Origin of the sequence: Desulfofalx alkaliphila DSM 12257 (assembly GCF_000711975.1) — a bacterium.
Taxonomy (GTDB): domain Bacteria; phylum Bacillota; class Desulfotomaculia; order Desulfotomaculales; family Desulfohalotomaculaceae; genus Desulfofalx; species Desulfofalx alkaliphila.
Genome location: NZ_JONT01000008.1, coordinates 55,263 through 67,682, shown reverse-complemented (window position 1 = coordinate 67,682; position 12,420 = coordinate 55,263). Strand labels below are relative to the sequence as shown.

13 protein-coding genes are annotated in these 12,420 nt (G+C 45.5%); 3 read left to right on the top strand and 10 right to left on the bottom strand.

Annotated features, from left to right (window positions below; genetic code table 11):
• Window positions 1-59: 59 nt before the first annotated feature.
• From BR02_RS0105795 to BR02_RS0105760, 8 genes are all read right to left on the bottom strand, one after another.
• Window positions 60-1,064: an ATP-grasp domain-containing protein gene (locus tag BR02_RS0105795; protein WP_031515108.1), complete on the bottom strand. Its 1,005-nt coding sequence runs from the start codon at window positions 1,062-1,064 to the stop codon at window positions 60-62.
• Window positions 1,057-1,749, bottom strand: coding sequence for a WbqC family protein (locus BR02_RS0105790; RefSeq protein ID WP_031515106.1), 693 nt, complete (start codon window positions 1,747-1,749; stop codon window positions 1,057-1,059). Before BR02_RS0105790 ends, BR02_RS0105795 begins: the two co-directional genes overlap by 8 nt.
• On the bottom strand, window positions 1,742-2,824 hold the full coding sequence (locus BR02_RS0105785) for a DegT/DnrJ/EryC1/StrS family aminotransferase (protein WP_031515104.1): 1,083 nt from the start codon (window positions 2,822-2,824) through the stop codon (window positions 1,742-1,744). The genes BR02_RS0105790 and BR02_RS0105785 overlap by 8 nt, the downstream gene beginning before the upstream one ends.
• On the bottom strand, window positions 2,821-3,672 hold the full coding sequence (locus BR02_RS14745; RefSeq protein WP_051688149.1) for a UDP-3-O-acyl-N-acetylglucosamine deacetylase: 852 nt from the start codon (window positions 3,670-3,672) through the stop codon (window positions 2,821-2,823). Before BR02_RS14745 ends, BR02_RS0105785 begins: the two co-directional genes overlap by 4 nt.
• Before the next feature lie 4 nt (window positions 3,673-3,676).
• A complete protein-coding gene (locus BR02_RS0105775; protein ID WP_031515100.1) occupies window positions 3,677-4,636 on the bottom strand; it encodes a CgeB family protein in 960 nt (319 codons plus the stop codon).
• A gap of 29 nt (window positions 4,637-4,665) precedes the next feature.
• Complete coding sequence (locus BR02_RS0105770) at window positions 4,666-5,673, bottom strand: GNAT family N-acetyltransferase (protein WP_169738574.1); 1,008 nt, start codon at window positions 5,671-5,673, stop codon at window positions 4,666-4,668.
• Window positions 5,645-6,598 (bottom strand): Gfo/Idh/MocA family protein, encoded by a 954-nt coding sequence (locus BR02_RS0105765; RefSeq protein ID WP_031515095.1) that lies wholly within the window; start codon window positions 6,596-6,598, stop codon window positions 5,645-5,647. The genes BR02_RS0105770 and BR02_RS0105765 overlap by 29 nt, the downstream gene beginning before the upstream one ends.
• Window positions 6,599-6,877: 279 nt before the next feature.
• A complete protein-coding gene (locus BR02_RS0105760) occupies window positions 6,878-7,525 on the bottom strand; it encodes a thiamine diphosphokinase (protein WP_051688148.1) in 648 nt (215 codons plus the stop codon).
• A 148-nt stretch (window positions 7,526-7,673) separates the two neighbouring features.
• Between BR02_RS0105760 and BR02_RS0105755 the strand changes: the two genes are divergently transcribed.
• Window positions 7,674-8,270 carry a superoxide dismutase gene (locus BR02_RS0105755; protein WP_031515091.1) on the top strand — a complete coding sequence of 199 codons (597 nt, stop codon included), beginning with the start codon at window positions 7,674-7,676 and terminating at the stop codon, window positions 8,268-8,270.
• A gap of 45 nt (window positions 8,271-8,315) precedes the next feature.
• Here the strand turns inward: BR02_RS0105755 and BR02_RS0105750 are convergent, their stop codons facing one another.
• Window positions 8,316-8,624, bottom strand: a complete 309-nt coding sequence (locus BR02_RS0105750) for a helix-turn-helix domain-containing protein (protein WP_031515089.1) — start codon at window positions 8,622-8,624, stop codon at window positions 8,316-8,318.
• 155 nt (window positions 8,625-8,779) lie between these two features.
• Here BR02_RS0105750 and murI point away from each other — a divergent pair, with 155 nt between their 5' ends.
• Entirely contained in the window at window positions 8,780-9,583 is an 804-nt protein-coding gene (gene murI, locus BR02_RS0105745) for a glutamate racemase (protein ID WP_031515087.1), read from the top strand.
• Window positions 9,584-9,600: 17 nt separating this feature from the next.
• On the opposite strand, the gene BR02_RS0105740 is transcribed toward murI, so the two are convergent.
• A complete protein-coding gene (locus tag BR02_RS0105740) occupies window positions 9,601-11,406 on the bottom strand; it encodes a cell division protein FtsA (protein WP_031515085.1) in 1,806 nt (601 codons plus the stop codon).
• A gap of 174 nt (window positions 11,407-11,580) precedes the next feature.
• On the opposite strand from BR02_RS0105740, the gene BR02_RS0105735 reads away from it, so the two are divergent.
• Complete coding sequence (locus BR02_RS0105735) at window positions 11,581-12,411, top strand: amino acid ABC transporter substrate-binding protein (protein WP_031515083.1); 831 nt, start codon at window positions 11,581-11,583, stop codon at window positions 12,409-12,411.
• Window positions 12,412-12,420: the final 9 nt, after the last annotated feature.

Genomic DNA, 12,420 nt, shown 5'->3' with positions numbered 1-12,420 from the left:
TCTTAAGAGCCATACATTTTATAATGTTAGTCTACCCTGGTAAACAACATTCAAAACACCTATGAGGAGGTAATTCTGTTAATATCTTCTATGGGTATGACAAAATCAATGTATTGACGTATCACCCCTGCCTTGGGGATCGCCGGCTTTTCCGTTTGTTGGCCCATTAAATCAGATTTAATCAAGAGCTCAGCCTCATTTACCCCCAGGGCTATACGCATCCCGGTGGAACTGCTAAACCGGGGATTGATTTCAAAAATATATGGTAAACCGTTTTTTATTCTTAACTGTAAATTACAGGAGCCAAATGCCCCCAGCACCCGGGCCACCTGCTCACAATAACCGCAGATATCACTGTAATCCTCCGCCAATGCAGAAACACTCATGCCATCTTGTAAATTGCGTTTTAATGCTATGCTGGAAAGAACATCACCCTTTTTATTTATACATACACCCACAGTATATTCACCCTGCTGATCCGGCAAATACTCTTGGATGATGTAATTTTCTTTTCCGGCAATTGCTTCTGCCAATTGTCGAGGTGTCTTTACCACTTCCACTCCAAGGGAGCCGGCGCCGGTCCTTGGTTTAACCACCAGGGGAAAACCCACTCTTTTAATAAAATCAGCCAGTTTTGCTTGGTGGTCAGGGTAAGGTATTGTTTGGGGATAATAGAAACCCTTGTTTTTTAAGAATAAAACGGTATGCCATTTATCACTGCAGGTATCCACCATTTGCGGCGGATGAACAAACACCGTTGCCCCGGTTGCCTCTTTAATTATATCCCTATGGCGGGCAAATAATTTAATTTCGTGGGAGGAGCCGATAAAAATGCCGTCAATGGATTCTTTTTTGCAGATCTCAATAATTCTTTTCAGCCAGGACTCTTCCTCCTTAGCCAGGGGAACCAAGTAGCCCCGGTGAGCCAGATACAAACCCAGTGTCATCGGGTTTGTGTCACAGCCTATAACTTTGCATTGAAGGGGCCCATCCAGCAAGGATTTAATAATGGCCACCCCGTATAAAGAACCCGAACCGGTAACCAGTATATTAACTTTACCCATTGGTACTCATCTCCACTATCTCCCTACTGCCAGGCCCGCAATTAAAGATTAAATCCACCACCGACAGTTTATCAACAAAATCTCCCCACAATTGGGGGTAAATGGGATGATTAAATTGCTGATATACTAACTCAAGGCCATGTCGTTTGAAAATTTCTTCGTCATTATACACCTTGGCCCCTTGGCCGGATAAATAAGTCTTTACCCCCAATATATTACTGATATTTACTATTCTCTCGCTTTTCTTCCCCTGTAAATCGGGCAGTTGTGATGAAAACACTGTGGGGGTATCGATATCCAATATATTTCTAATCAAATCTATTAAGGCCACATTTAGGTCAACCAGCCTAAGCCATTTTTTACTGTAAATATCCCTAAACCGTTCTTTGTAGTCGTTCCAGTAAGGAGAACGGGCATAACTGTGCTGCATGGTCTGGTAATGCCGCTCTGCCCAATTTTCTGTATTGCATATCAATACCCTATTTATTTCAACCTTTTTCAAGGATAAGGGTACACTTAGCAACAAGATACCGTTAGCCCCTTTAATCTTGTTGCGATGGGTTACCGATTTTGAGGACATTAGCACATCATCGGCATAGACAAATAAATCACAGCTCATCATTTTATGAAAAAACCCTATCCAGGGTAAATAGTTTGGTTGATGGATAGCAAAGATTTTAGCCATAATTATCAACAACCTCCGCAATATATTTTCTTTGCTGTGGGCTTACCCCGGGATGGATAGGAATAGATACGCACCGTTTAGCCAACTGCTCTGCCACCGGCCAGCTCCCGGTATAGGCAAGTTTTTCCCGATACAGTTTTTGTTTGGGTATAATAATAGGATAATGCACAGCACAGCCTATGCCTTGATTTTTCAAGTAGGCAATAAAGGCATCCCGCTGATTTACTTGTATGGTAAACTGGTGATACACATGGGTGCCCTTTACCGATGGGCTGGGCAATTTTATTTCAGGATTTTTTATTTCTTTTAAGTAATACTCAGCATTTTCAATTCTCTTTTGATTAAAATGGTTCAGTTTTTTAAGCTGCTCTATGCCAATGGCAGCATGGATATTGGTCATGCGAAAATTATAGCCCAAGCTTTCATGGTGGTAACGCTCCCGCTGACCATGGTTTATAAACATGCGCACCCTATGGGCAACATCCTCCCTGTCAGTTATCACCATGCCCCCTTCACCGCAGGTGATGTTTTTGGTGGGATAAAAACTAAATGCTGCGGCATCCCCAAAGGTGCCCACCTTTTTTCCCTCATAGCTGGCACCGTGGGCCTGGGCGCAGTCTTCAATGAGAAGAAGCTTGTTGCCTTTTGCCAGTTGTACGATTTCATCCATCTCTGCCGGCTGACCGAAAATATGCACCAATAAAAGGGCTTTGGCATCCGGGTTATCCTTTATGGCCTGGGCCAGGGCTTGAGGGGAAATACTGTAGCTTTCGGCATCGATATCCACAAAAACTGGCCTGGCACCGCAGTATATTATTGAGTTAGCAGATGCCACAAAAGAAAAAGGTGTGGTTAAGACTTTATCACCTTTAGATATGCCAAGGGCCTGCAAAATGGCATGCAGTGCGGCCGTTCCCGAGGAAGTGGCCACCGCATGTTTGATATTATGGTAGCGGGCAAATTCCCTTTCAAACTCTTTTACATACGAGCCTGCGGCCAGCATGCCACTGTTAATAACTTCAACCACCTTTAGCATTTCCTCTACACCCAATTGAGGTTGTGCAATGGGAATCATATGTTACCACCTTCATTCTTTATAATTTCTTTCACCATTTCAATGTTTAATTGGTGACCACTGCGAAAGGCAATGAATTTTCCTTTAATCCTTTGACCGGCAACCCTTAAATCACCTAACAGGTCAACCAACTTATGTCTTGCAGGCTCATTGGGCCACCTTAAGCTGCCAAGACCGCCATCCCTGGCAGAAAAAACCAGCAAGGATTCGGTGCCCTTACCAATCATTGCCGACACCTCTCGGTACTCCCTCTCACTGATAAAGGAGCGGGCATTGGCCAGTTCCTCGGTAAAGACCTCTGGGGTGATTATACTGTGGGCCAGCTGGGTGGGCAGGGAGCGGTCGGGGTAGTCCAGTATATAGGTCAACTCCAAATGCTTTGCCGGCAATACCGCCAGGTAGCGGTCGTAATTTTTGCCATTGTAGCTAAATTGGCCCTGCAGCAGGTAACGTCCCTTAATTTCTATGCAGCGCTCAGATCCCCGCTGTTTTCTTAGGCCGGCCTTTAGTATGCTCCGCACAAAATCACTGCAACTGTAACCGTCAACCACCGGGATGCTGGCACAATTCATCCTCACTTCCAGGTTATCTATACCTAAACCCCCAATTGCCGCAAGCAGGTGCTCGGTATGCTCCACCCTGACACCCTTTTCCTCCAGGGAGGTCCAGCGGCTGTCCACTGTGGCATTGCGGGCATTGCAGTGCACCGGGGGGCTGGCCGGAAGGTCATCGCGATAAAAAACTATTCCGTGATCCGGAGGCGCAGGTTTAAGGGTTACACTTGCCCAGGTGGTGCCGGTAATATCTATACCCTCACAGCACACAGGCTTCTTCAGTGTGGTTTGCACCTTATTACCCTCCGGTTAAAACTGCCAGCACCTCTTTGGCGCGGTTGCGGTAGTTATGCTCTGTAATGACCTTCTGCCGGCCCTGCCGGGCAACTTTATGCCGTAAGGCATCATTATTTAAGTAGTAGTCCACCGTTTCAATTGTCTGCTCTTCAGAGCCCGAAACCGCCAGGTGCTGCCCAGGGGTAAAGTGAGCCCTAATGGCTTCAGTATCCGGGGCCAGCATAAAACCTCCGGCTGCCATTATTTCAAAGGTGCGGGAATTAAGCTCGTCGGTACGGTTTTGTATACCCAGCACAATTTTGGCCGAGCTATATACGGCATTGGTTTCATGGTAAGGAAGTTTGCCGCACAGGTATTTATCCGGCACACTAAAGCCCACTATGTCACTGTTCAATTGTTCCCAGCGGGCACCCCATATTTTTATGTTGTATTCTCTTTCCACCAAGGGCTTAATGAGCAATTTCACTGCCTTACGCCTAAAGCCTTGCCAGGTTATCCCTGCGGTGGCCACCACCGCAAGGTCGCATTTATATTCTTCCTTAGGCGGAACGGGACGGTGGTATTCCGGATTACAAGCCCAGGGCAAATATGAGGCCACCAAGCCCATTTTTTGATATAGGGATACCGAATCAGGGTCGATGGTAAAGACATGGGTCGGTTTAGCCCTTTTCACAAAGGGCACGGACCATTTTTCTGTCCACCGGGGGTCTTCGGTGGCCCAATAGGCGTGAATGATATTTTTATTAACGGTGTATTCACCAAGCATTTCTAAGTTGGTACGGGTGTGGAGCTTGGTCCAACCTGCCGTAAACAATACATGGGGTTGAAACAAGTCAAATGTCAATTTAAAGTCATCTTTCTCCAATGAACTTAAAACCATTACGTCGCACCCCAGCTGCCTTAAGCCGCTTGGCAAACCATTGACATACTGGGGGTCACAATCCACAAACAATATGCGCATAGGGCGACCTCCGTTCATCCAAATGTTCTCTATTTCAAATCAATCCTGTAGGTCTCTCGCAGCATTCCCCTGCCCCCAAAGCCTTCCTTAAAATTAAACAAACCCTCATTTATTTTGCTTCCCCCCTGTTCGGTGGAAATTCCCCAATCAAGGTATTGAAAGTTTTCCTGTTTACCCCAATGGATTAGTTGATAAAAGAGCAGGTTAAGGGGTCGGTATTGTTGGTAACCTTCATCGTGGGCAATATAAAAACAATTAACCGCCCTTTCATTGAGTATGAAAACAACCGACCCGGCAATTAATCTTTCACCCAAGTAAACAGCAAAAAGTTTGATTTTGTTTTTAAATCTTTTCATTAAATCCACCATTTCGTCATAGCTATGGGTTGGTGAGGTGTTATGGCGAACTTTAAGATTATTACAGAGGATTGACCAATAGCTTTTTAGGTCGGCGGACTCTTTGAACTTTAGGTTGTTTTTTAGTGCCTTGCGCACATTGCGCATCGTTGTGCTGTTGGCCTTTTTATGATGGTAAGACTGTAATGGCAGTACTGTGGCCAACTCAGTCTTATATATTTTTGCTCCCATATACCTCAGGGCAAAGTCCACATCATCACAGGGCCACCTGTGATATATCCTCGGAACCATCTTTAACTCAATGGCTTGAAAGCCCCGGTGCCGGCAAAACTCTTTAATGTTTCTCACTATTTCCAACATACAAGCCGTTTTTGTGTTATGACCCACAATAAGACCACCGTGGGAGCTTCCCGGGTGCGAGCAGAGTATCTTGTTCCCCTTTTGTTCGGCTTTAATTGCCGCCGGCACAACTGCCAATAGGTGGTTTTTCTTGTTAAATACTAACAGTGAACAGTCTTGAAAACGTTCCCGGGGATGATAGGTTAAAAATTTTCGCTGCTGCATAATGGTGCCGTTTCTGGCATCACGCACAAAACGCTCCCAAAGGCCGGTATCCTCCGCTTGAAAATATCTAACCTCCATGGCTTCTCCTTTACAAATACACTGTGCTATTTGTCTCAATGGCCTGCTCGATGGCCTCTATTAATTCCATTACCCTTATTGCATCACTGCCGCAGGTGCGGGGTTGCCTGTGCTCAATAACACAGTCCACAAAGTGGGTACATTGGCGATATAAGGGCGTTTCCCTTGGTAGAATTATATTTTCAAGTTCCTTTTTGCCCTCCCTTAGAATTGTCAACTTCTCATTTTCCCTGCGGGTGTCATCAAATAAAGCCATCATTTTGTCGCCAATAATGCTGATCTTCCTTGTCTTCAGGGGGTAATGCCAATTGGTATGAAGGTGTACCAGCAGGTCATTGGGAAAACCCATATCAATCAGTACAGTGGCTAAGGGTGAGCCATCAAGCCATTTTCTGCCCCTGGCAGATACCCATCTTGGCCGGCTGTCTAAAAGATAAAGCAATACGGTAAAGTCATGTACCGCCAAATCTGATATTACATTTATATCCTGCCGGCTCACATTGCAATTGGTGCGCTCACAGTGTATATATTTTAGGCTGCCAAAGGCGCCAGCCCTTACATACTCCTTAAGCCTTTCCACCGCAGGGTGGTATTCCATTAAATGCCCGATCATAAGAATTTGATCCTTTGCCACGGATAACCGCACCAAATCCTTTGCGTCCTTGACATTATCGGTTATGGGTTTTTCCACCAAAACCGCCTTGTCATTGGCTAGGCAATCCGCTGCAATACTGTAGTGGGTGACAGCAGGGGTGGCCACAATCACCGCCTGCACCTTGGGGTCTCGCAATATCAATTTGTAATTATCGGTTGTTATTACCCGGGGATGTCTTTGGGCCACAGCCTCTAAAGTTGCAAGGTTTTTGTCACAAACATAAAGCAAGTTAGCGCCCTTGATTTTAGTAAGGGTGCGCAGGTATGCACTGCCCCAAGCGCCACAACCTATTAATGCAATACCAATCATTTAATCACCACTTTAAATTTTTATAAGTATTGAACCGATTTAGTCTTTTCTAGGTACTGATGTAAATTGGGGTTTTCTGTAGTATATTTGCGAAGGTTGTAAATGTTGCTATATCCTGTATTAAATTTCCAATGATTGGGTAGTTACCGCAGAGGACTGCTTTACACATTCTTTAGACAGGGGAATGTTGGGGATGGCATATGCCGGGAGGCCCAAAGGGCACAGAAAAAAAGGAGATAAAAAAAGCGGACACAAAGTCCGCCGGATCATGCATCTAGATTATTTTTCTTCATTCAATACCTCTATCACCGCCAGTATCCCTTCCTTTACACTGACAAGGGCAGCGGTATCCACAAGCTCATTGCTGATACCAAAGGGTTTGCCTATCCTAAAACTGCCGTCATTTAGTTCCCACTTCAAACCGGTGCTGGTCACACCGGTCACCTCAGTGGTGAGGGGCAGCAGTGATACCAGGCCACCTATGGGGCCGCATATTTTCACCCCCTGCTGGGCTGTGGCCAGGGATATGCGATGCCGCTCATCAACCATGGTGGCCTTAACCCCTAGATTAGCCGCCTTCACCAAGAGATGGATATTGCCCAGGGTATGGTCAATTCTTCCCCCTGTGGCGCCTAATAAAAGTATTTCCCGGCAGCCCAGCTTGACTGCCTTTTCTATCGCCAGTTCGGTGTCCACTTCATCCTTTTCCCGGGGAAAAGGGCAAGTCTCCACACCGTTCAATCGATAGTGCTGCAATACTTCTTCCGACACAGAATCCATATCACCAATTATTAGGTCCGGTTTTACACCCATTGCTTTGGCATGCACTGCGCCGCCGTCAGCGCAAATTATACGGCAGCCCTCTTTTATTAATTTTTTTATCCTTTGGTAATCCTTTATAGGTCCGCCGGCAAGGATAACAACCATTATTTACACCACCATTATTGAGAGTTATACTGTCACCTATTCACCCTTACTGTTTATTTTCCTATTAGCAAGGTCAGCGGTGGAGAATAAACCGATTTTATTATATAATATGTTGGAATGGAATTACATGCCAATAAGGAGTGATTTTATGAAACATCAACTGCCACCTTTACCTTACGCCTACGACGGGCTGGAGCCTTACTACGATGAACAAACGGTACGCCTGCACCATGATGTCCACCATAAAGCCTACGTTGACGGTTTAAACAATGCAGAGGCAAAATTAGCTGAAGCTCGCGAAAAAGGTGATTTTGCCCTAATAAAGCATTGGGAAAGGGAGTTAGCCTTTCACGGCTCGGGGCACCTTCTGCACAGCCTCTTTTGGGAAAACATGGCACCCCAGGCCGGTGGACCGGCAGTGGGCTCTGTTGCAGAGCAAATCAATAAAGATTTCGGAAGTTTTGAAATTTTTAAAAAGCAGTTCTCTGCAGCGGCGGTGGCAGTGGAAGGGTCCGGCTGGGCTCTGCTGTGCTGGAATCCACAGTTTGGTAAGCTGGAAATACTAACCGCAGAAAAACACCAAAACCTTACCCAGTGGGGGGTAGTGCCCCTGCTGGCCTGCGATGTATGGGAACATGCCTACTACTTGAAGTATCAAAATAAGCGCGCCGCCTTTGTGGAGGCCTGGTGGAATTTAATTAACTGGGAGGATGTTAATAAACGTTTAACTGCAGCTAAGAAATAATAAAGCGGTGTGTGCGTAAAACAGCGAGCCATGAGCTCGCTGTTTTTACACCCTTAGTTGGTCCTCGCTTATTCTGCCGGCCACCCTGCCGCCTTGGGTAGCCTCTTCGTATTCAATCTCATCTTCGAAACTTTCTCCGGTTAAGTACTCTATATCTACCCCACATACGTCTGCAATAAAATTTAAGGCATCCCAGTCGGGATAAAATTCACCGCTTTCTAACCTTCTTACCCACTTGGTTGTCTCTCCTATTTTATAAGCCAATTTTCTTTGGGAAAAATCTTCTCCGCTTTTTTTGCTGCGCTGCCGCCTGGCTTCCCTTACTCTGATACCCAATTCCTTTGTGCTGTACATTTTTTGCCTCCTTTCAATATTTATTATCTTCATAATCTTAAATCACCATAACTGGTATCTTTTGATTAATTTCAGCAAGGAGGGCTTAAAGTTGCTACAACACTGGCACCGGGTTATAATATAAAATATCTGGAAAATTAAGAGGTGTATAATCAATGCCCCAGCAATCACCCATCGGTATTTTTGACTCCGGTGTTGGAGGGCTGTCCATAGCCAGGGAAATACGCAATCTATTACCCAATGAAGATATGCTGTATTATGCCGATTCTGCCTATTGCCCTTACGGTGAAAAGCCGCCTGCAGATATCAAAAAAAGGGTTTTTTCTTTGTGTGATTTTTTGCTCTCCCAAGGGGCAAAACTCTTGGTGGTAGCCTGCAACACCGCTTCAATAGTATCGCTGGATGATATCCGACAGCGTTACCAGGTACCGGTGGTTGGTGTGGAGCCTGCGGTGAAGCCTGCGGTGGCCGCCACCAAATCAGGCACCATAGGAGTGTTGGCAACGGGAGTAACCTTGTCCGGTGACCGGTTTTCATCATTGGTGGCCAGGTATTGCCACAAGACCGCTGTGATAACTCAACCGGCACCGGGTTTAGTGGAGTTGGTGGAGAAAGGAAAAATACAGGGTAACGAAGCAGAGCAGCTCCTAGTAAAATATCTTAATCCTTTATTGGAGCAAAATGCCGATACCATTGTTTTAGGTTGTACCCACTATCCTTTTTTAAGGCCCCTGATTGAAAACATAGTGGGACCAAATATTACAATAATCGACACCGGTAAAGCGGTGGCCAGGCAAACGGCACGCTTACTGAAACAAATGAAGCTCAGCTGCCATGACACTACTAAACCGGGTAAGGAATTATTTTATACCAGTGCTTCTCAAGAAACGGTGGAACAGGTGGTACGGCTGCTCTGGAATGACCGCAGTGTCAAGGTAAAGCATATGCCCTTGACTTGATTTCCTTCCGTTTTTTGTCAGTCAATTTGGATCACATCGCCTTCCATAAGCGGTTGGGTATACTCAGCCGCTTTTCCGTTCACCGTTATCTTCACGGGGCCGCTAATGCGCCGCACATCAAAGTCAATAAAGTTAAATATATCTACAAAGACCGGTTTTTCTACACCCACCAATTTTACCTGTTCACCGTTTACAGTTACGGTTATTCCCCTTTCCTGCCGGGTATTTGGCCGGCTACTTTCTTGTTCTTCAATAATTTCAACGGCATCATCATTTTGCACTTGATAGTCTTCACTTTCCGGTTTGCCGTTAACTGTTATTTTATAACTTCCCTTAGGCAAATTTTGTGAGGATATCAATTCACCCAGCGTCAGTTTTGCATTGGCACCGGGTTTTGCTTTAATAATTTGGATGCGGTCCCCGTCTTTGACCAAGGTCTGAATATTGGCGGCTTTGTTATTAACGGTTATACGGGCGGGTGTGCCTAAAGCCCCGTATATTTGCTTTTTTTGTCCGTTCAGCGTAAAGGTAAGGTTTTTGCCGTTAGAAGCAATTAGGTCACGGGGGTTAAAATCAACCAAACCCAGTACGTTGGCCACCGTCATATCCTTAAAATTAAATAAACTAAAGTCCTGCCCATTAACCTTAACAGTGATAAAATCACGGGATACCTTTTTAAGTGCCATATTGGCTATACCCAAAACTGTTACCCCTTCCGGCCCACCAATGGGGTCTTTTTCAACTTTCAGCACCTTGCTCAGCATATCCCTGCCCCGAACGGCCACCCTCATTTTAGGCAGGTTTAACAATTGGGCCAGTTTATCGCTTAACTGGGGCGATTGAGCACCTCCGCCTATACAAAAGACTGTTTTGGGCGGTTTACCCCCGTTTAGCCTTATTATTTCCTCTGCTATGCTTTTAGTTAAGTGGTCCAAGGCGGGTTCCAGGGCTTGAATGATATCGCCGCCGGCTACGGTGTTTTTTATGCCTAAAATGTCTGTATAGGTAATTTTCTTTTTCTTCTTCAACTGCCTTTTGATATTTTCAGCAGTTTTAAAATCCACTAAAAAGTTTTCAATAATTGCCTCGGTAATTTCGTCACCTGCCACCGGCACCATACCATAGGCAGAAATTGTACCGTCATTGGTAATGGCTATGTCAGCGGTTCCGGCACCTATATCCACCAGGGCTAAGTTTAATGTGCGCACGTCTTCAGGAATGGCTAAATCAATGGCGGCAATGGGTTCCAGTGTTAAACCGGTTGGCTCCAGTCCCACCTTGTGCAATACACTGTACAAACTGTTAACCACCGAATCGGGTAGAAAGGTGGCAAGTATTTCTGCCCCAATGGTCTTGCCGCTGTGCCCCAGCAAATTTGCAATGGCATAACCATTTAAGTAGTAGCTGAGCACCGTATGGCCCACACAGTAATAATAGGTATCTTCTTTATTTTCTGCGGCTAATTCTTGCTGGGCCTTCTGCAATCCGCTCATTTCCAGGCTTTGAACAAGGACTGAATCAATCTCGGCATGCTCTTCAACAGACATTTCCACCCGGGCAATTCTGGTTTTTAAGGACCTGCCGGCGGCGGCTATTGCCACCCTTTCCAACTTACAGCCCAGTTTCTTTTCTAACTCTTCCTTTACTTTAGCTACACCCTTGGCAACCTTTGGAATATCATGTATTTGACCGTCATACATGGCCCTGCTGTCATGCTCTAGGCAGTATTGGGCCAGAATTTTTAATTTGTCATCTTCCGGTACCACTGCCACACCAATAACACTGCGGGTACCAATATCCAATGCAAAAATTTTGTTATCCATTGAAACACACCTTATGAATGTTATTAACTATATTTTTCGACACCTTGTTATATTTTCCCTTTTTCCCGCTGGGTGATTATTTTTTGTACAGGGTGTATTAAGTATTGACTTTAATTCTTTAGTTAGTTAAACTGTTAATGGGAAACTTTTATTATTAGGAGGAGATGGAGAGAAATGCGGAGAACCAAGTATTTATGGCTAATGGTGCTTGTTTTAGGCCTGGCATTGGTGGCCATGGGCTGCGGCGGCAGCGATCAGCCGTCGGACGAGCAGTCCGGACAAGAAACCGAAAAGACTACTTTAGAATTAATTCAAGAAAAAGGGGTTCTGGTGGCCGGATTAGACGACACCTTTGCACCAATGGGATACCGTGATGAAAATAACAACCTGGTTGGATACGACATCGATATGGGTGAAGAAATTGCCAAACGTCTTGGCGTAGAAATCCAGTGGGTGCCCACCGAGTGGGGCGGCGTAATGGGTGCACTAAAATCTAAACAGTTTGACATTATTCTTTCCGGCATGAGCATCACCGAGGAGCGTAAACAAGAAATTGACTTTACCAGACACTACGTTGAAGCCGGCATTGGCATGGTGGTACTGGCAGACAACGACGATATAGTGGTTGGTGACGATATGAAGGGCAAAGTTGTTGCCACCCAAACCGGCAGCTCCGGCTACCTGGCTTGCCAGGAGTTAGGTTTAGAAGACGTTAGGCTGTACGACCAGTATCCCGAAGCATTCCAGGATCTTGCCCTTGGTCGGGTTGACGTAATTGTTGTTGACTTAACCACAGCCGTTCACTTCATGGAACTTAAGCCCGATACTTATAAAATTGCCGGCGAACCTTTAGTGGACGATTATTACGGCATCGGTGTTCGTAAGGAAGATACAGATCTAAGAGAAGCAATTAATGAGGTTCTGACTGAAATGATGGCAGACGGTACCCTCAGCGCTATTTCCCAGAAGTGGTTCCAAGGTGCTGACTTGTCTCCGGAAGCTTAAGTAAAATAT

What these genes read in the sequence shown, in the direction of transcription:
- BR02_RS0105795 (WP_031515108.1), bottom strand. Translation starts at nt 1,064, where the DNA reads ATGGGTAAAGTTAATATACTGGTTACCGGTTCGGGTTCTTTATACGGG.
- BR02_RS0105790 (WP_031515106.1), bottom strand. Translation starts at nt 1,749, where the DNA reads ATGGCTAAAATCTTTGCTATCCATCAACCAAACTATTTACCCTGGATA.
- BR02_RS0105785 (WP_031515104.1), bottom strand. Translation starts at nt 2,824, where the DNA reads ATGATTCCCATTGCACAACCTCAATTGGGTGTAGAGGAAATGCTAAAG.
- BR02_RS0105775 (WP_031515100.1), bottom strand. Translation starts at nt 4,636, where the DNA reads ATGCGCATATTGTTTGTGGATTGTGACCCCCAGTATGTCAATGGTTTG.
- BR02_RS0105765 (WP_031515095.1), bottom strand. Translation starts at nt 6,598, where the DNA reads ATGATTGGTATTGCATTAATAGGTTGTGGCGCTTGGGGCAGTGCATAC.
- BR02_RS0105760 (WP_051688148.1), bottom strand. Translation starts at nt 7,525, where the DNA reads ATGGTTGTTATCCTTGCCGGCGGACCTATAAAGGATTACCAAAGGATA.
- BR02_RS0105755 (WP_031515091.1), top strand. Translation starts at nt 7,674, where the DNA reads ATGAAACATCAACTGCCACCTTTACCTTACGCCTACGACGGGCTGGAG.
- BR02_RS0105750 (WP_031515089.1), bottom strand. Translation starts at nt 8,624, where the DNA reads ATGTACAGCACAAAGGAATTGGGTATCAGAGTAAGGGAAGCCAGGCGG.
- murI (WP_031515087.1), top strand. Translation starts at nt 8,780, where the DNA reads ATGCCCCAGCAATCACCCATCGGTATTTTTGACTCCGGTGTTGGAGGG.
- BR02_RS0105740 (WP_031515085.1), bottom strand. Translation starts at nt 11,406, where the DNA reads ATGGATAACAAAATTTTTGCATTGGATATTGGTACCCGCAGTGTTATT.
- BR02_RS0105735 (WP_031515083.1), top strand. Translation starts at nt 11,581, where the DNA reads ATGCGGAGAACCAAGTATTTATGGCTAATGGTGCTTGTTTTAGGCCTG.